General features: G+C 55.6%; 19 protein-coding genes. 11 read left to right on the forward strand and 8 right to left on the reverse strand.

Going from position 1 to position 19,034, the window contains the following annotated elements; genetic code table 11:
* Window positions 1-133: 133 nt before the first annotated feature.
* Window positions 134-577 carry a DUF3617 domain-containing protein gene (locus PZA18_RS01900; protein ID WP_284099087.1) on the reverse strand — a complete coding sequence of 148 codons (444 nt, stop codon included), beginning with the start codon at window positions 575-577 and terminating at the stop codon, window positions 134-136.
* A gap of 391 nt (window positions 578-968) precedes the next feature.
* Between PZA18_RS01900 and PZA18_RS01905 the strand changes: the two genes are divergently transcribed.
* Entirely contained in the window at window positions 969-1,811 is an 843-nt protein-coding gene (locus PZA18_RS01905; protein WP_284099088.1) for a M90 family metallopeptidase, read from the forward strand.
* Here the strand turns inward: PZA18_RS01905 and lipA are convergent.
* The 7 genes from lipA to PZA18_RS01940 all read right to left on the reverse strand — a co-directional run bounded on the left by lipA (window position 1,796) and on the right by PZA18_RS01940 (window position 10,090).
* The gene (lipA, locus tag PZA18_RS01910) at window positions 1,796-2,803 is read right to left on the reverse strand and encodes a lipoyl synthase (RefSeq protein WP_284099089.1); all 1,008 of its coding nucleotides are present in this window, start codon (window positions 2,801-2,803) and stop codon (window positions 1,796-1,798) included. The genes PZA18_RS01905 and lipA overlap by 16 nt on opposite strands.
* Entirely contained in the window at window positions 2,800-3,465 is a 666-nt protein-coding gene (gene lipB / locus PZA18_RS01915) for a lipoyl(octanoyl) transferase LipB (RefSeq protein ID WP_284099090.1), read from the reverse strand. Before lipB ends, lipA begins: the two co-directional genes overlap by 4 nt.
* Window positions 3,466-3,524: 59 nt before the next feature.
* On the reverse strand, window positions 3,525-3,794 hold the full coding sequence (locus tag PZA18_RS01920; protein ID WP_284099091.1) for an HP0495 family protein: 270 nt from the start codon (window positions 3,792-3,794) through the stop codon (window positions 3,525-3,527).
* 30 nt (window positions 3,795-3,824) lie between these two features.
* Window positions 3,825-4,685 (reverse strand): D-amino acid aminotransferase, encoded by an 861-nt coding sequence (locus tag PZA18_RS01925; protein WP_284099092.1) that lies wholly within the window; start codon window positions 4,683-4,685, stop codon window positions 3,825-3,827.
* 101 nt (window positions 4,686-4,786) lie between these two features.
* Window positions 4,787-5,923, reverse strand: a complete 1,137-nt coding sequence (locus PZA18_RS01930) for a D-alanyl-D-alanine carboxypeptidase family protein (protein ID WP_284099093.1) — start codon at window positions 5,921-5,923, stop codon at window positions 4,787-4,789.
* 268 nt (window positions 5,924-6,191) lie between these two features.
* On the reverse strand, window positions 6,192-9,101 hold the full coding sequence (locus tag PZA18_RS01935; protein WP_284099094.1) for a caspase family protein: 2,910 nt from the start codon (window positions 9,099-9,101) through the stop codon (window positions 6,192-6,194).
* Between the two features lie 146 nt (window positions 9,102-9,247).
* Window positions 9,248-10,090 (reverse strand): PhzF family phenazine biosynthesis protein, encoded by an 843-nt coding sequence (locus tag PZA18_RS01940; protein ID WP_284099095.1) that lies wholly within the window; start codon window positions 10,088-10,090, stop codon window positions 9,248-9,250.
* Between the two features lie 113 nt (window positions 10,091-10,203).
* Between PZA18_RS01940 and pcnB the strand changes: the two genes are divergently transcribed.
* The 10 genes from pcnB to PZA18_RS01990 all read left to right on the forward strand — a co-directional run bounded on the left by pcnB (window position 10,204) and on the right by PZA18_RS01990 (window position 18,896).
* Window positions 10,204-11,535, forward strand: coding sequence for a polynucleotide adenylyltransferase PcnB (pcnB, locus tag PZA18_RS01945; protein WP_284099096.1), 1,332 nt, complete (start codon window positions 10,204-10,206; stop codon window positions 11,533-11,535).
* Window positions 11,532-12,014: a 2-amino-4-hydroxy-6-hydroxymethyldihydropteridine diphosphokinase gene (folK, locus tag PZA18_RS01950; protein ID WP_284099097.1), complete on the forward strand. Its 483-nt coding sequence runs from the start codon at window positions 11,532-11,534 to the stop codon at window positions 12,012-12,014. The genes pcnB and folK overlap by 4 nt, the downstream gene beginning before the upstream one ends.
* Before the next feature lie 61 nt (window positions 12,015-12,075).
* Window positions 12,076-12,714, forward strand: a complete 639-nt coding sequence (locus PZA18_RS01955) for a deoxynucleoside kinase (protein WP_284099098.1) — start codon at window positions 12,076-12,078, stop codon at window positions 12,712-12,714.
* Between the two features lie 69 nt (window positions 12,715-12,783).
* Complete coding sequence (gene panB, locus PZA18_RS01960) at window positions 12,784-13,575, forward strand: 3-methyl-2-oxobutanoate hydroxymethyltransferase (RefSeq protein ID WP_284099099.1); 792 nt, start codon at window positions 12,784-12,786, stop codon at window positions 13,573-13,575.
* A 951-nt stretch (window positions 13,576-14,526) separates the two neighbouring features.
* Window positions 14,527-15,372: a pantoate--beta-alanine ligase gene (gene panC / locus PZA18_RS01965; RefSeq protein WP_284099313.1), complete on the forward strand. Its 846-nt coding sequence runs from the start codon at window positions 14,527-14,529 to the stop codon at window positions 15,370-15,372.
* Window positions 15,373-15,376: 4 nt separating this feature from the next.
* On the forward strand, window positions 15,377-15,853 hold the full coding sequence (locus tag PZA18_RS01970; protein WP_284099100.1) for a GNAT family N-acetyltransferase: 477 nt from the start codon (window positions 15,377-15,379) through the stop codon (window positions 15,851-15,853).
* A 16-nt stretch (window positions 15,854-15,869) separates the two neighbouring features.
* Window positions 15,870-16,247 (forward strand): aspartate 1-decarboxylase, encoded by a 378-nt coding sequence (gene panD, locus PZA18_RS01975; RefSeq protein WP_284099101.1) that lies wholly within the window; start codon window positions 15,870-15,872, stop codon window positions 16,245-16,247.
* Between the two features lie 128 nt (window positions 16,248-16,375).
* Entirely contained in the window at window positions 16,376-17,272 is an 897-nt protein-coding gene (hemF, locus tag PZA18_RS01980; RefSeq protein WP_284099102.1) for an oxygen-dependent coproporphyrinogen oxidase, read from the forward strand.
* Window positions 17,273-17,382: 110 nt separating this feature from the next.
* Window positions 17,383-18,015: a hypothetical protein gene (locus tag PZA18_RS01985; protein WP_284099103.1), complete on the forward strand. Its 633-nt coding sequence runs from the start codon at window positions 17,383-17,385 to the stop codon at window positions 18,013-18,015.
* Complete coding sequence (locus PZA18_RS01990; RefSeq protein ID WP_284099104.1) at window positions 18,012-18,896, forward strand: AEC family transporter; 885 nt, start codon at window positions 18,012-18,014, stop codon at window positions 18,894-18,896. The genes PZA18_RS01985 and PZA18_RS01990 overlap by 4 nt, the downstream gene beginning before the upstream one ends.
* Window positions 18,897-19,034 lie beyond the last annotated feature (138 nt).

Here is a 19,034-nt window from a genome sequence, read left to right on the forward strand (position 1 = left end):
TCTAGCTTCATATTGGGCGAAGGTCCAAGCAGCCTTGGTACCTGTGCGGGAATTACCACATATTCTCGTGCAATCACTCCACTTCGTATACGCCCAAGCAAGCGGTTAGGTATGAAATGAATCCAGAGAGCCCCTACTTGGCACAATCGCCAACTCGTCTGCCAGTAAACTCGCTGACAATCACCATCCGCCCTTGCGGGCCGGCAGTCGTATCAATAGTTGACTTCCCTGAATACGTATCCCCCTTGAACCCCACATCCACAGTGATATTGGAAACACCTTGTTTGCCATCACAGCGCATCTTGATGGTGGCATGGTCATTTGCAACATTCTGCTCTACTGGTTTGCAGTCACTTCCGTTACTACCATGAGGCCCCTGCATGGCATATTTGCGCACATCCGCCACGTCAGAAGGAGCGAGACAAACTTTGACTGTTTGAGGTGGAATCTGTATGCCCCCACCACCTTGAGTACTCATTTTGTAAGTCACCTCATACTGTCCCGCCTGCATATTCGGTGCTGCAATAGCAAAGCCGCTACTTGTCAGCAGGCCTAAAACACAAATTAGCTTTCTCATCTAACCACCCCCAGCAAAGAGTAAGAATTGGCAGTACGCAGTTGTCATCCATATCAAGAAGGCCGTTACTTTACATAGAACCGATACCTGCAATTTTTGCAAGCTTATCAATGTCCCTCGACCAGATGCGACAACTTAATTACATAGCCTTAAAGAGCACGCGCGATAACACAACACGCCGTTCCTCATCACAATTTCGACTTATCTTGCATCCGTCGCAGCACATTTATGAATAGTGCCTAGTCACATCATGGCCGCGCGCCCATGAATGACACATGAACCGACTCACCACAACAACCTGCGTATTCACTAGAAAGTCGGAACCCCTCACTTGTGATTCGGCACAACGCCCTCACATTAATGCTATCGTCATTATTTCAACAGTCCACCCATGTTCGACTTTCTCAAGCGCGCTTTTAGCCCCAAGCATGAAGCCATGTCTGCAGAGTTGCTGGCGGCTGGTGGCTGGCCTCGCCTAGCAGAAACCCTCCCTCTTTTGCAGGGCCTTACTGAAGATGAGCGCGGCGCTTTGGAATATAGAATGCGGCGATTCCTGCTTGAGAAATCATTCTACGGCGCGCATGACTTTGAGCTGACCCCTGCCATGCTCACTAACATTGCTGCTCAAGCCTGCTTGCCGATCCTGGCTCTTGATGTTGATAGTTACAAGGATTGGCTTGGCGTCATCATTTATCCAAGCCCCTTTATTGCCAGAGACATCTGGCGTGATGATGTTGGCCTTGTCCACGAAGGGGAAAGACAGATCATCGGCATGGCCCGCCAGGATGGCCCACTTCTGCTCAGTTGGCCGGATGTCACGAAAGCGCCTGCATTGGATGGCTGGAATGTGGTGATTCACGAGTGCGCCCACAAGCTGGACATGATGAATGGCTCAGCCAACGGATTTCCCTTGCTTCACAAAGGCATGAATCGAGAAACCTGGAGTCGCGTCTTCAATCGCGGCTTTGAAGATTTCCGCCGCAAATTAAGGCTGGGAATACCAACGCGGATCGACCCCTATGCAGCGCAAGACCCGGCAGAGTTCTTTGCGGTGCTCTCTGAATGTTTCTTTGAGCTTCCCCATCAGCTGTACGAGGAATATCCGAGAATCTATGAACAGTTAAGCCTATTCTACAAACAGGATCCTCGTCTTCGTATCGCTAAGCCACTTGTGCAAGAATTCCGCCCGGAAGACATCCCCCCGGGCAGCAATCTTTATCACACCAACCCATGAGCCTGTTGGTCTGCGTGATAGCTGGACCGCACCAACGCCCCAACTGCCGCATGTTTAAAGCCTAGTCGGTATGCTTCGGCCTCGAATAGCTTGAATTGATCCGGATGCACATAGCGGAGAACCGGCAGATGAGAATTCGAAGGCGCAAGGTATTGGCCAATGGTGATCATGTCGATATCGTGCGCACGCATATCCCGCATCACTTCCAGAATTTCCTCGTCAGTCTCACCCAAACCAACCATGATGCCGCTCTTGGTCAAAACGTCTGGGCGCAGTGCCTTGTACTCCTTCAGAAGCTTTAACGAATGCAGGTAGTCCGAGCCAGGTCTGGCCTGCTTGTAGAGACGTGGAACCGTTTCCAGATTATGGTTCATGACATCTGGCGGTATCTGGCTCAAGATGTCTAGCGCCACTTCCAGCCGCCCTCGAAAATCCGGCACCAGAACCTCAATTTGAGTAGTGGGACTGAGTTCACGCGTCATCCGAATACACTCAGCAAAGTGCTGGGCGCCACCATCGCGCAAGTCGTCTCGGTCAACGGAAGTCACTACCACATACTTCAACTTCAGCGCTGCAATCGTTTCAGCCAGATGTTTAGGTTCGTTCTGATCAAGCGGATTTGGGCGACCATGCCCAACATCACAGAACGGGCAACGCCGGGTACAGATGTCACCCATGATCATGAAGGTAGCGGTGCCTTTGCCAAAGCACTCGCCAATATTCGGACAACTGGCTTCCTCGCAAACGGTGTGCAGCTTCTGTTCGCGCAGAATATTCTTGATCTCGTAAAAACGACTGCCACTTGGCGCTCTCACGCGAATCCACTCCGGCTTATCCAGAGGCTTATCCAGAGGCACGATTTTGATCGGTATGCGGGCCGTCTTCGCCTCACCCTTGAGTTTCACACCTGTCACCACAGGTTTGGGAGAAACGGCCTCCGTCGCGATTGCGACAGAATCAGATGGAGTATTGCTTTCAGAGTGACGGGTCATGATGCTTCAGGCGGTTGAGGTTGGGAGGTCAGCGCATAATCAGCAACCGAGGCAACTCCCGGTAGCGCTAACAAGTGACTGATTTTAACTGCCAGTTGTGAAGCAAGCGAGGCAAGGCTCGCCTCAACATTCAAATCACGCAGTTGGGTGACTCGAAGCCCGGCATAACCACAAGGGTTTATATATGTGAAGGGCGTGAGATCCATATCCACATTCAACGCCAGACCATGGTAGCTCTTGCCATTCCGGATACGTAGGCCCAAGGAGGCAATTTTGGCATCTCCCACATAGACCCCAGGCGCATCTACTCGCCCTGCGGCAGCGACATCGTAGTCAGCCAACAGATCAATCACGCTCTGTTCCATGCGACGTACAAATTCACGCACACCAAGTTTGTGTCTGGCCAGATCGACCATCAGATACGCCACTAGCTGGCCAGGGCCGTGATAAGTCACCTGACCACCTCGATCAATCTGCACCACCGGAATGTCAGATGGGCGAAGCATGTGCTCGGGCTTGCTGGCCTGGCCAAGGGTGAAGACGGGCAAGTGTTCGAGCAACCAGATCTCGTCTGCTGTCTCTACCGTACGGCTGGCCGTAAATTCGCGCATGGCCTGCCAGGTGGGCTCGTAGTCAACCAGCCCCAGGTGTTTGATATGCATGATTCAGCTTCGCGGCGACCAACAGGTTTGGCCGCACGGGGGATATGGATCTGATTTTATTACAGTACGACCTTGACCATCGGGTGCGCCGTCAAGGCGCGATAAAGGTCATCCAGCTGGGCTTTGGAGGTAGCGGTGATCGTCACGGTCACAGACAGATACTTCCCTCCCGAACTCATTCGCATTTCAACATCACTGGCCTGAACATCCGGTGCGTGTACCCGTACAACCTCAAAAATGGTCTGGGAAAACTCATCATGCCGAACCCCCATGATCTTCAAGGGAAAACGGCAAGGAAACTCCAGCAGGGTTTCAGGCTGACTTTGCATGGGAATACCTATATTAGATTAGTGGCGAGTTCAGCTCGCCAGACCAGATCGCATGACCTGATTCTTGAAATTCTGATAGAGCGCATCCAGTCGTTGCGCCAGCGGCCCAACGGTACCATTACCGACGGGTAGTCCATCCAGTTCAACCAAGGCGAGCACTTCCTTGGTCGAGCTGGTCATCCAGAGTTCATCAGCAGCACGCACTTCAGCCTCTGCCACGGCACGGATCTCAAGCGGGACACCATTGTTCTGACACAGCTCAATCACGACATCGTAAGTGATGCCGGGCAAAATCAGATGGGACTTGGGCGGTGTGAACACCACGCCGTCTTTCACCACAAAGATATTGCTGGCCGCACCCTCACTTAGAAAACCATCTCGAAACAATACGGTTTCAGCGCAACCCACCCTGCGCGCCGCCTCGCGCATCAGAACCGCCGGCAGCAGATTGAGGGATTTGATATCACAACGCAGCCAACGAAAATCCACATGACTGATCGCCCGCACACCACTTGCCTTGGTCTGGGCCGACGGCGTTATCAAGGGCGTGGGATTGATCAGCACGGTCGGGGCGACATTTGCCGGAAACGGGAAATCCCGCTCATAAGCAGAGCCTCGGGTCACATGAAAATATACCGACTGATCATCAAAATCCTGCATGACAATCAATTGATGAATCAGACGCGCCCATTCGGCTCGGGGATAGGGATTCGGCAATTCGATGGTTGCCAGGCTCGATTCCAGCCTAGCCAAATGCTCCTCAAGTCGAAATGGGTGGCGCGAGTAAACCGGAACCACCTCGTAAACCCCATCCCCAAACAAGCAGCCGCGATCCAGTGCAGAAACCTTTGCTTCAGAAGCCGGTAAAAACTCGCCATTCAAATAAAGCATTCTGTTTACTACCTTTCTGCCAGATCGTTTGCGGCTTGCATTAGCCGGAGGCGAAGCAAGAAATCGTCGTTGATCGTCTCTTGAGCCAGTTTCAGCGCCGCTCAGTGAAACCACAGGCGCATCGTATCCCAAGCCCGACCGAGAATCCCGGCCTGCTGCACTTCAGCCAAAGCCACAACCGGCAGCTCGCCAACAGGTTGGCCTTCCAGTGTCAGCTTGAGCTTGCCAAGTGTTTGACCAGCGCGAATCGGTGCCACCAATGGTTGCTGGGTCACCAGATCCGCCTTGATTTTCGAGGACTGACCACGCGGCAGCGTCATGAATTGATCGGCCTGGAATCCCAACTGTACCTGCGGCACTGCCCCCTTCCAGACCGGCAGACTGGAGACGACCTGCTTGGCGCTATACAGCTTGGGAGTGTCATAGAACTGCAGACCGTAGTTCAGCAACTTCAAGCTTTCCACTGCGCGGACATTCTCATTGGCGGCGCCCAATAATACCGAGATCAGGCGACGACCATCCCGGTGGGTCGAAGCCACCAGACAGAAGCCCGCGTTATCGGTATGCCCAGTTTTCATGCCGTCCACAGAAGGATCGCGAAACAGCAGCAAGTTGCGGTTCGGCTGGCTGATATTGTTGTAGCGATATTCCTTCAGCGAATAAATTGGATAAAACTCAGGAAAGTCGCGGATGATCGCCGCCGATAGAATCGCCAGATCTTCAGCCGTTGAATAGTGTTGCGGATGAGGCAAGCCCGTTGCGTTCATGAAGTGCGTGTTCTTCATACCAAGGCGCGCGGCTTCGGTATTCATCATCTGGGCAAATACCGCCTCATCCCCGGCAATGGCTTCAGCCAGCGTCACACACGCATCATTACCCGATTGCACGATCATCCCGCGAATCAACTCTTCCACCTTGGCAGGTTTCTTTGGATCAAGAAACATGCGTGAACCTTCCGTTTTCCACCCCTTCTGCGACACGGTGAATTGCTGGTCGAGCTTGATCGAACCCCGCTTGACAGCTTTGAAGGTCAGGTAAGCCGTCATCAATTTGGTCAGGGAGGCTGGTTCCACTTTGTCCGCAGCGCCACGGGCAGCAATGACCTTGCCGCTTTGATAGTCCACCAAAAAGTAAGACCGTGCCGCAATCTCGGGCACCGGAGGCACATTCATGGCATTGGCGAACACGGTTGCATTCAGCAACAGGCCGGCCAAACCGGCAAAAAGCAATCTTTTCATTCTTGATCTTGAATAGTGGATAGACTTCGAGAAAGGCCAAGATTATATGCGATCCACCCCGATAAACCGGCAATTTGCCGTATTCAATGCCGATTTTGACACCCGTGGTGGTTTATCAAGACTTAAGCCACTCCGGCAAATGTCCATCATCAAAGCGACGCGGTCCAGCAAACCTGCCGGTGAGCCTGGCGAAACACTTCCCATTTGGCGTGAACCAAACAAAACGCGCCGGACTTCCGGCGCGCCGCGACTCTATGCAGAAAGGGCGTCAAGGTAATCGGGATAACTTGGCTCCGGCCAACTCCAGCCGCTCCGCATCGGAAAAGCGAAGCGTGCCGGTCAGTTGGACCTGCTTCTGCCCCGCAAGTTTCCGGGCTTCTTCACGCGGCATGGGTACACCAAAGGTGTGATCACCCAAGCGCACATTGAACACCTGAACATCCGCATCATATTCACCCAGATTGACGATGGCGGAATAAGCCGACGACCATTTGCCAACCCGGGTCTGGTATTCCAGCGTTGTTTCGAAGGCGTCTTTTGACAAGGTGGCAATGTCATTCACTTCTGGCAAACCCCACAGCCGCAAGCTCTTGTCATCCCCCCATGACAGCAAACGACGCCCATCTGCCGAGAACACTACATTACGGATCCGTTCGACATGCCCTTTCAGCACACCGACAGGATCCCCATGCTCGGCATCCCACAACTGCAGCGAAAAGTCATTGCCTGCGGAAGCCAGCAAACGCCCCTTGCCTGCGAAGAATACGGCAACCTGACCAGGTAAACGCGCCACGGCTGCACCACTCTGGGTATCCCATAAACGCGCACCTTCATCCCCTAACGTTGCATATCGTCTGCCATCTGCGGAGAAACTGACAAAAACATTACCTGGAATCGTCGCCAACAGGGCCCCACTTTGGGCATCAGCCTGCCGTAGTACCCGATCCATTCCATTAAGAATGATCTTGCTACCTTCGGGCGAGAAAAACATGGATTGCTGCACGCCTTCAAATACTTGCAGTTGCCGACCATTCGTACCATCCCACAAGATGACCTGACCATTGGCACCGCGTGTCAGAACTCGCCGGGCATCAGCAGAAAACAATCCGTCAACCACGGGGCCGACATGGCCTTTCAGGCTGAACAGCTCATCCCCGCTCTCGCCATTCCAGACCTTGGCAGATTCGTCATCACTGGCCGTGACGATACGGCTACCATCCGGTGAAAAACGGATGCTGTTAACCTTCTTCCAATGGGCGCGCATGGCAGATTCTCGTTTGCCGTCCGCGACATTCCACATGCGCAGATTCGAGTCTTCGTCGCCCCAAGCCAGCAATCGCTTGCCATTGGGCGAAAACAGGAAGGTGACCTTGCCGCTGGGTGCGCTCAATGTATCGAGCAGCTTGCCCGCCTCGATATCCCACAAATAAATATCCCCCTCACCACCGCGCGCAACAATCCGCTTGCCATCGGGAGAATACAACGCCTCAACCACCCGCTCGCGATGGCCCTTCAGGTGGGCAACCATGCCACCGCTTTCCGTATCAAGCACCCTCAGACTATTGCTCTCAGCCGGCGTCAGTAGATATTTGCCATCCGGCGATAGCGAGCGCTGGCCCGCACTGGCCGTCTGGTTGATTACAGCCCCGCTCTGCGCATCCCACACTCGCGCTGCGCGATCAGCGCCAAATAGCGCCAGGCGACGACCATCAGAAGAAAAACGGGCACTCAGAACATCCCCAGTGAACCCTCCCAGACCAGAAATCAGCTGATAGCTTTCAAACAACTTGCGAGGCAGGATGACCCCGATAGACCGGGAGGGTGCCAGCTCAGCGCTTTGCGCCATGGCAAGCTGGATCGGTGCCGCCGTATTTTCCTGGCCCGCCAGCGGATTGAAATAAAAATCCCCAGTCAGCGACGTATTCTCCCACGGGGTTTGCTGACCACCCGACTGCTGCATGACCCCCACCCGCACCTGCTTGAACACCTCCTCAATGCGCAAGCCAGGCTGAGACATGGCCCGCAACAGGTTCTCGGTGTACAGCCCATTACCGCCACTGCCATCCGAAGCGACCCGGCCGGGTGCCGTTGCAAACGCTACCAAAGTACCGGTCGGAGCATCCATTTGGGCAAGACCACTGCCATTCGAACGGAAGCTACGGGCAAACGGGTTATTGCGGCATGCGTCCAGAATCACCACATTGACCCGATTCTTGGCGCTATCAAGCTTCTCCAGAACTTCGTTGACGTTATAGGCACGCGTCGATACCTCATCTTCTGCCTGGATGTCGGCCCCTACCGGCACCAGATAGTTATTTCCTTTCACCTGCAACCCATGCCCCGCATAGAAGAACAAACCCACTCCACCGTTCTTTAGTTGATTGCCAAAGTCGCGTACCACTTTCTGTATTTCTTCCAAGCCAATGTTCTCGCGCTTGGTCACCGAAAAGCCGAGCTGTTGCAACTTGCTGGCCATGGCTCTCGCATCATTGACCGGGTTCAATAATGGCGAGTCACGATAGGCGCCATTGCCAATCACCAGCGCCAGTTTTTGTTCACGCACGATCGCCGGTGCGGTCGAGACACTGGTGGCGGCCACCATAGGGCTCGGTGCCGGTTGAGGAGAAGCCACCGTTGTCGCGACAGGAAAAGAAGCAGGTACTTGCGGGACGGCAGTCGTAACAACCGGAGCCGGGTGGGCAGCTACGGGAGCCGGCATCGCTGGTGGCGGTGTTTGTTTGGCCGCTGCAATAACAGGCTGCGCCGAAACCGGCGCAGAGGGCTGAGTTTGCGTAGGGGCCAAAGTTGGGGCTGAGGCTGGTGCCGAAACGGGAGTTGAAGCGTGGGCTGGAGTCGTCGTTACCTGGCCCGGCACGGTCTGTATAGCCGCCACCAATGGCGCCCCCGACGCACTGGTGACGTTCTTGGATGGCGGGAGAATCACCACATTGGCGGGCAACAATGGCGCCCCTTCACGCGGGAAGGGAATGGGCGTGATGGTAACGGAGACTTCGGGTGCCGCCTTGCTGGAAATGGCAGAAGGCGCCGGAGCAGGCTCACTGGGTCGAGTCTTCTTGGTAGATACCGATAGATTACGCTGCTCTGCCGCGCTGACCATTCCGCCCCCGAGCAACAGCAACCCTGCCAGCAGACTATGGTAGATGACTAGCTTCTTCATCGAATCGACCTCACGGCTTTCATGACGAGCACGGCAAATTGCCTGACAACCCAAGTGCAGCTCTGATGAGGCGCAACCGTCACGTCAACAGAGCCTAGTTCAGTTTAATCAAGCTCACAGCAAGTCGCCCGCCAGCATTACGCATTTCAGAGATGCAATACGCCACACCCCAGTTCGACCACCCGGCCACCCACATATATCCCGCCGTCCGTCGCCACCTCCAGCGAGAGGCAATTCAGACGCCCCGTTTGTCTGCCCTGCGAGATCTGCGCCTTCAGGGGCACTCTTCCACACTGGAGTTGCCACCAGCCACCCAGATTGGCAGCAGCAGAACCAGTCCCTGGATCTTCCATGACACACCCTTGCTTCAACCAGAAAAAGCGGGCCAGGAAACCTTCTTCCGTACGCGCAAACACGTACACCTTGCTCTGCCCAGCCACGTTTCGCACCCTGCGCGCCATCAAACCAGCGTCAGGCTGGCAACCCTCAATCGCTACCTCATCCTTCACTGACACCAGAAGCTGCTCATTACCCTGTACCGACATCCAGACCGGCTCACCTGCCAGTTGATCGGGCCCAAGCCCCAATACTTCGGCAATCTGGCGTCGATCTAACTCGCACAGACGATGCAAAGGCACAGGTGCACGCAAACGCCACCGATCCTGCTGAGCCTGCAGCGCAATCTGCCCAGCCGGAAGTTGTAGCGTCACCGTATCCCCAGTCTGGTAAACGCGCCGCACCACGGCCGCTGCCCCTAGTGCAGGATGCCCCGCAAATGGCAATTCATACGCCGGAGTGAAAATACGCAAGGCCGCTGAAGCCGTTTCCGATTCAAACAAAAATGCCGTTTCCGACAAATTGAATTGGCTGGCAATTGCCTGCATGGTTTGCGCGTCAAGCTGGCTCGCATCCTCGACCACCGCGAGCGGATTTCCACCAAATGCTGTTTCAGCAAATACATTCACAATGCGAAAGCGCACTTCTGGCATATCGGCCACTCCAAATATAAATACGGCCAAAACGGCCGACTGAATAAGTTTGTTTTGTATAATGCAGGGTTTATCGCATATTTTCAGATTATCAACCCGAGCCGATCCGACCCATGATTCGTAAACTACTGGGCCGCGTGCTGCGCCTACCTAAACGCCACGGTGGTGGCCGAGTGGTCATCCCACAGCGCCGCCATGGCTTGCATCGCGATGGCATCGACTCCTGTGCCCTCAAGGTAACCGACCGCCTGCATGAAAGCGGCTTTGAAGCCTATGTAGTAGGCGGCGCGGTGCGCGACCTGTTGCTGGGCAAGCATCCCAAAGACTTCGACGTCGCCACCAACGCCACGCCAGAAGAAATTCACCGGCTATTTCGCCGCTCCCGCATTATTGGCCGCCGCTTTCGTCTGGTGCATGTCATGTTTGGCGACGAAATCATCGAAGTTTCGACATTTCGTGGCGGTGGAGAAACGGTAACCGATGAAACCGGCCGCGTCATTCGCGACAATGCCTGGGGTAACCAGGAAGACGACGCCAAACGCCGCGATTTCACCGTCAATGCCCTGTTCTACGACCCGGCACGCGAGGAAATCATCGACTTCCATGGCGGTGTCGAAGACCTCAAACGCAAAAAGCTGGTCATGATCGGCCCTCCTGCCCAGCGCTACCGCGAAGACCCGGTGCGCATGCTGCGCGCGGTGCGTCTTGCAGCCAAGCTGGGGCTGGATATTGACGGAGCAACACGCAAGCCGATTCGGGAACATGCCAAGCTACTCGAAAACGTCCCGGCTGCCCGGTTATTCGACGAAATGTTGAAACTGCTGTTCTCTGGCCAGAGTTGGGGGGCGCTCATGCAACTACGGGAAGAAGGCTTGCATCATGGCTTTTTCCCCTTGCTTGACAGCATCCTGGCCAATCCTCAAGGCACGCAGTTTCTGAAGCTGGCGCTAGAGAACACCGATGCCCGGATTCGTGACGACAAGCCCGTATCAGCAGGCTTTCTGTTTGCAGCCCTGCTCTGGCAAGAAGTGCTGCAAAACTGGGCTCGGCGCAAAGCACGCCACGAGAAACCAATGCCCGCACTGTTTGCTGCGATTGATGAAGTAGAGGCCGTACAGGAAGAAAAACTGGCAATTCCGCGTCGTTACGGAACGGTAATGAAAGAAATCTGGATGATCCAGCCCCGTTTCGAGCAACGTACCGGCGCCAAACCATTCCGCCTTCTGGAGAGCCCACGTTTTCGCGCCGGTTACGATTTTCTGTGTCTGCGTGCCGCCAGCGGCGAGCTGGATCAGGAGCTGGCAGACTGGTGGACCCGCTTCCAGTCGGCTGATATGTCGCAACGTGAAGCCATGCTGGTCAAAGACTCCCCCGCCGGCAGTGGCAATAAAAAACGGCGGCGCAAGCGCAAGCCCAATGGCGGCAACGAGTCCGGCCAGGAATGATAGTGCGCGCCTACATCGGCCTCGGCGCCAATCTGGGCGAGGCCGCCAATACCTTGCAAGTTGCCCTGCAAGCGATCGGTCTGCTACCCGAGAGCTGGTTGCTGGCAGCCTCCCCACTCTATCGCAGCGCTCCCGTCGGGTATCTGGACCAGCCTGATTTTGTCAATGCAGTTGCCTGTATCGAAACCACCCGACCTCCCCTGCAACTCTTGACAGACTTGCAGGCTCTGGAGGAGCAGTCAGGTCGACAGCGCACTTTCCGCAACGCACCAAGAACTCTCGACCTTGATCTGCTACTGTATGGCGATTGCGTGCTGAATGAGCCCGATTTGGAGCTCCCCCATCCACGCATGCACCAACGTGGCTTCGTGCTGGTTCCCTTGCTCGACATTGCGCCGGACATCATCATTCCCGGCGTCGGGCCGGCAAACCGTTGCGCCAGCCTGTTAGATCTGACCGACCTCGTGAAACTCGAATAACACGAGCGCCTGCAGCAGCCGGGTAGCCGCCCGGCCCCTGACAGGCCAGAAGGGAGACTGCATGACACTGGATCGATATCGTTATCTTGTTGTGGAAGGCCCCATCGGTGCCGGGAAAACGGCTCTGGCCCGCAAACTCGCAGATCACCTTAACGCCAACGCCATGCTGGAACGTCCCGACGACGTACCATTCCTGCCCAAATTTTATGTCGATATGCCCAGGTATGCCTTGGCAACCCAGCTTTCCTTTTTATTCCAGCGCGTTCACCAGATATCCGATCTCGCGCAGATAGACCTGTTTCATGGCCAAACGGTTGCTGACTTTCTGTTCGATAAAGACCCGTTGTTTGCCGAGCTGACGCTCAGCGATGATGAATTCAAGCTATATAGCGATATTTTCCATCACCTGAAATTACAAACCCCCAAGCCTGATCTGGTCATTTATTTACAGGCTGACGTCGAAATATTGCTGCAGCGAATCCGCGCCCGGGGTCATGAATATGAGCTGAAAATTCCCGATGGCTATTTACGCAAACTGGTCGAACGTTATAGCCGCTTCTTTTATGACTTCAATGACGCACCCTTATTGATCGTCAATGCCAACAACCTTGATTTTGTTGATGAATCAGAAGACTTTGCGATATTGTTGCGCCGCATCGAAGCAATGAAGAGTGGCCGGGAATACTTCAACAAGTCCTGAACGACCTGATTCTGCAGTCGTTAGACGCTATTCCGGCCGCCTCCCGCCGAACCCCTGCGAGTAGAAACCATGAAAATCACAATCAGTACCTTGCAAAAACAAGTTCATGAGGGTCACAAGATCACCATGCTCACCTGCTACGACGCCAGCTTTGCAGCCATGCTCGACGCAGCCGGCGTGGAAATTCTGCTGGTGGGCGATTCGCTCGGCATGGTTATACAAGGCCACAACTCCACCTTGCCGGTATCGTTGGATGATCTTGTCTATCACACCGCTTGTGTTTGCCGGGGAACCAAGCAAGCGCTCGTTCTGGCAGACATGCCTTTTGGCAGCTATCAGCAATCGAAAGAGCAGGCATTTGCCAATGCCGCCAAATTGATGGCGGCCGGTGCCGAGATGGTCAAGATCGAGGGCGGTGCAATCATGGCAGAAACCACCGAATTCCTTACTCAGCGCGGCATTCCGGTCTGCGCCCACATTGGCCTGCTACCGCAATCAGTTCACAGCTATGGTGGCTACAAGGTACAAGGAAAGACTGAAGAACAAGCTGCCCAGCTCAAGCAGGATGCGAAAGTGCTCGAAGCCGCAGGTGCAGCCATGGTCTTGATGGAAATGGTGCCCGCACAACTGGCCAAAGAAATCACCGAGTCCCTGACTGTCCCCACCATCGGGATCGGCGCCGGGGCCGACGTCGATGGTCAGGTTCTGGTGTTACATGACATGCTCGGCGTCTACCCTGGCAAAAAAGCACGTTTCGTCAAAAATTTCATGCAAGGCACTACCAGCATACAAGGAGCGATTGAAGCCTACGTCCAGGCGGTCAAGGCCAAGACCTTCCCAGCTGCAGAGCATAGTTTTTGAGTTATCCATCACGTCCAGAACAGGAATCCGACCGTGGACAACTTTACCGATTGGCTCAATCAAGCGTGGAATGACCACGCAGATAACGCCCAGGTCGTTGCCGACCGGCTCGACCAAGGCATGTCACAACTCCGCACTCCTGGAGATATTGCGGGTATGGCACGTCTAGCCAGCCACGTTTTGGGCGAGCATCTGGGCCAATGGGAAACAGGTATACGGTTGTTAGATCAACTCGCGCGCCATGTGCCGGAAATCGACACAGCCGCCGCAGAAACCATCGCCATCAACCGGGCGGCACTTCGCCTGTGCTCAGGTAGCGACAATGCGCTACCAAGCTCACTTTCACCAACAGCGGCGATACGGGCGGATGGCGTTGCAGCATCGGCACTCGCCGCCCACCAGCAACTGGAACGCGCCGGGATGCTATTAAGGCGGGCCGCGACGGCTGCCCAGACTTATGCCGAAGCAGGCAATCCTGCAGCACGGGCAGTCGCCATTGCTGGCAACAACCTGGCTTGCAGCCTGGAGGGACTACCAGAACGCTCGGCACAGGCCAACGAGTTGATGCTGATGGCCGCTGGCTATGCCCGCCAATTCTGGGCGATTGCCGGGGGGTGGCTGGAAACCGAACGGGCCGAATACCGTCTGGCTATGAGCCACTGTGCCGCTGGCCTTGCTGAAGCGGCCATCATTCATGCGCAGGCCTGCCTGGACATCTGCCGGCAGAACGATGCTGCTGCGCTGGAATGGTTATTTGGCTACGAAAGTTTGGGCCATGCCCATCTACTGGCAGGTGAGCAGATCAAGGCGTCACAGGCCCTGCAAGACGCCGAACGGCACCTTGCACAAGTCGGCGAAGCAGATCGCCCCTGGTGCAACGAAGCGCTAAACGGTCTGCGCCAAAAACTCAAAACACAGACAAACGAGAAACGGATTTCCTCAGGACTGCCGATGAAGATTATTACTTCGATTGCCGAGCTGCGCGCTTGGCGCAAAACGCTGCTGGTTGCAGGAGAGACACTGGCCTTTGTCCCAACCATGGGCAACCTGCACGAAGGCCATCTGGCCCTGGTTGCAGCGGCCCGGCAACACGCCCGGCGAGTGGTGGTCTCAATCTTCGTCAACCCGCTGCAATTTGGTCAGGGCGAGGATTACCTGACCTACCCGCGCACCTTCGATGAAGATTGCGCCAAACTTGAAGCGGCAGGTGTTGATGTGGTGTTCCATCCATCCGTCGAAGAGCTGTATCCGCGCACCGAACAGCGCTACAAGGTAGAACCACCAGCGATTCAAGATGAGCTGTGCGGCAAATTCCGGCCAGGCCACTTCCGGGGCGTCGCCACTGTCGTCACCAAGCTATTCAATATCGTGCAATCTGAATACGCCATGTTTGGCAAAAAGGATTACCAGCAACTGAAGGTTATTGAAGGTTTTGTGGCGGATCTTGATTTTCCGGTCACCATTGTGCCGGTCGATACTGGCCGTGCTGACGATGGGCTGGCACTGTCATCGCGCAACGGTTATCTGACCCCCGAGGAAAGAGCCGAAGCTCCTCGCCTTTACCGCAACCTGAAGCAGATCGAGTCTTCTCTGAAAGCAGGAGATAGCGACTTTGTAAAGCTCACCGAAACAGCCCGCGCCGACCTGGAAAACCATGGCTGGCGCGTTGATTATGTTGAAATCCGCACCGCCCAGACGCTAGATCACGCCCGGCCGGGCGATAAGGCGCTGGTTGTGCTGGCGGCAGCCCGTCTTGGCAAACCAAGACTGATCGACAATCTGGAAGTGTCGCTTTAATTTCATGCTAACTGGCACCACTTTCCTGTTAGGAATCGCGTCCAACGGCGACGACATTGCAACCGAGCTGTGCCGTCTGTTTATGGATGCTCGACAGACAGCCATGCCATGGCTGCCACAAAGGCATGATTTTGAATCAACCCGTGCCTATCTGGCTGACCTGCCCAACCAGCAAACCGTCGTATTAGCCCGCTCTGGCAACGACGACATCGCCGGATTTGCGGGGTACGATCAGGAGTGGATACATCATCTGTACATCGCCCCCCGCTACTGGCGCCAGGGGCTAGGCAGTCAGTTGCTGGGCCATATCCTGCGTACCCAGCACGAGACATCGTTATGGTGCTTTACCGATAATCTGGCGGCACGCGCTTTTTATGAACGGCACGGCTTTGTGCCGGTCGAATTTACCAACGGCGGGGGCAACGAAGAAGGTTGTCCCGACGTGCTTTACCGTCATCCGGGCGATCCCCGGCGCGACTGACTGCAAAGGAATACTTATGCAACGCAATATGCTCAGAGCAAAGCTCCATCGTGTCGTTACCACCGATGCGGAACTCCACTACATTGGCTCCTGCGCCATTGATGAAAATCTGCTGGAAGCCTCGGATATTCGTGAGTACGAAGCCATTGATATCTGGAACGTCACCAATGGCGAGCGCTTTTCAACCTATGCCATCAAAGCAGAACGCGGATCGGGGACCATTTCGGTCAATGGCTCGGCGGCACGCCGGGTTCAGGTGGGTGACCTGTTGATCATCGCCGCTTTCGGTCAGTTCAGCGATGACGAGCTCAAAGACTACGCTCCCCGGCTGGTGTTCGTGGATGAGCAGAACCGCATTACCGAAGTGCAACACCGAACCCCAGTGCAGAAGTAAGCGCTGTTTCTATCACAAAAACCGGGCCTTGCCCGGTTTTTGCGTTGTGTCGCCGTAGACTTGTTGACGTATTGTTTCCGGTCGCACTAGGCCCACTTTCCACCCCACTTTTTTCATAGGATGTTCCGATGGATGCCCTCGCCGTCAAAACCTATCTGCTCTCACTGCAAGACAAAATCGTTACCGGCCTGGAAGCCATGGATGGCGGTACTTTTCTGAGGGATAGCTGGGAACGGGCAGAAGGTGGCGGCGGAATCAGCCGCGTCATCGAGAGCAGCCACGTACTGGAACGCGGCGGCGTGAACTTTTCCCATGTATTCGGGCAGAAGCTGCCGCCATCAGCCTCGGCGGGGCGCCCCGAACTGGCCGGGCGTAGCTTTGAAGCCATGGGAGTCAGCCTGGTTTTACACCCACACAACCCGTTTGTACCCACCGTACATTTGAATGTGCGCTTCTTTTGCGCCACGCAGGAGGGCATGGACCCTGTCTGGTGGTTTGGGGGCGGCATGGACCTTACCCCCTACTATGGCTTCGAGGAAGACGCCATTCACTTTCACCAGACCTGCCAACTCGCCCTGCAGCCTTTTGGCCCGGACTGGTATCCACAATTCAAGCAATGGTGTGATCGCTACTTTTTCCTCAAGCATCGTAGCGAGCCCCGCGGCATCGGCGGCGTCTTTTTTGACGATCTGCAAGCGGGCGGCTTCGACAACGCATTCGCCATGACGCGTGCGATTGGCGATAGCTTTCTGGATGCCTATCTTCCCATCGTCCAGCGCCGCAAAGCGTTGGAGTGGAACCAAACCCAGCGAGACTGGCAATGCTACCGCCGGGGCCGCTACGTCGAATTCAATCTGGTATGGGATCGCGGTACCCTGTTCGGGCTGCAGTCGAACGGCCGCACTGAGTCGATTCTGGTGTCAATGCCCCCCGAAGTCAGCTGGCGCTATAACCACACACCAGCACCGGGCAGCGCCGAGGCCAGGCTGCTCAGCGACTTCCTGTGTGAGCGCGACTGGCTTTAGGCGCCCAACAAGGGGAGAAAAACGTCGAAAAGTCGTCAGCGCCTACATTGGCAGGCGGCTTTCCGGGAACATCATCCGACAATGCAAGGTAACAAGAGCCCCGCCCTATCATGATTACCGCCATTTCGCAGCACTCCCTCAGCATCCTGCGCCAGCCGGGCCACTTCAGCTGGTCGATCATTCCTTTGATGATGCTGGTGATCTATCTGTACTCACGAGAAGCCGATCGCGGCAACTGGAATCGTGTGCTGGCGGGCTTGGCACTGGTTGGTATGGACGGATTCAATGAGATCGTCAACGGACTGGTTTTCCATTTCAGCCAATACGCGCCAATCTGGGGCATCTCCGGCCAGACCTCGCTACTGCTGTTGATGGGTCTGAACATAGAAATACTGTTCGGATTCTTCATCATGGGGCTGACTGCCACCCTGCTCCTCCCTGCCGACCCCAAACTCAAATGGTTCGGCATCAATAATCGCCTTATCGTTTCGGCCATCAACTGTGTGTTGTGCGTGCTGGTTGAAATCACCCTCAACTGGCTTGGGGTGCTGACCTGGGAGTGGCCTTGGTGGAATGGCAGTCACCCCTGGGGCATATTCCTGTTTGGCTATCTCCCCTTCTTTCTGGTCAGCTATTGGGTTTATGACATGCCCTCCAGACGCCGCCAGATTGCGGTCGTGGCCAGCATATTCTGCTTTGACATCGTGGTTGGTGGCAGCCTGCTGGCCATGGGCTGGATATGAGTGCCCTTCCTCGAATTGTCGCCATCATCACCCCCATCCTGCTGATCGTATTGATCGGCTATCTATACGCGCGGCGCCACAAGCCCGATCTTGGCGCCATGAATACACTAACCGTCGATCTACTCTCTCCGATGCTGGTGTTCTCGTCGCTGACCGGCAAAGACTTTGACCTGATCGCCAATCGCTGGCTGCTGGCCGGGGGCTTGCTGGTTGTACTGGGTTCAGGGGTGATTGGGGCCGTTGTCGCCAAACTGATCCGGGAAGACCGCCGCAGTTTTGTGCCACCCATGATGTTCACCAACACCGGCAATATGGGTCTGCCCCTGGCGCTGCTGGCCTTTGGTCCAGCACATCTGCCGGCCTCGGTGGCCCTGTTTGTCCTGACCAGCATCCTGCACTTCACGCTGGGCGCACGCCTGGTCAATCCGACAGCCTCACTAGGCGCGGTCTTGCGGTCACCCATGGTTCTGGCCGCCATCGCCGGCATTGCCTGCAATCTCGCCAGCCTGCATCCGCCACCGATGCTGGCGTTACCCCTCAAGCTGCTGGGCGATGCAGCCATCCCGCTCATGCTGTTTTCACTCGGCGCCAGAATGACCGATGTCAGCCTGCGAGGCTGGCGTACCGGGTTGGTTGGCGCGGTAATCTGTCCGTTGGCTGGATTGGCCATCGCGGCACTGGTCGGCCCCTGGCTACCTATCGACGCCATCAGTCGTGGCCAGCTGTGGCTGTTTGCCAGCCTCCCACCTGCCGTCCTGAACTTTCTGATCGCCGAACGCCATGGCCAGGAGCCCGATAAGGTGGCCTCCATCGTCTTGCTGGGGAACCTTGCCTCGCTGGGCTTCGTGCCGGTGGGGCTGATGCTGGCACTCGAACAATAGTGGCCTTAATGCTGCAAATTTCGTCGAAAAGCCGCTGTAAACATTGCATTCCGGCCCTCTCTGGCGCAGACTGCGCGCTTTGTAGCGTCGGCTTATGTAGCTACAATTTTGGACTTTCGCCGCAGCGACAACCAATTC

Source organism: Parachitinimonas caeni, assembly GCF_030129945.1.
GTDB classification, from domain to species: Bacteria; Pseudomonadota; Gammaproteobacteria; order Burkholderiales; family Chitinimonadaceae; genus Parachitinimonas; species Parachitinimonas caeni.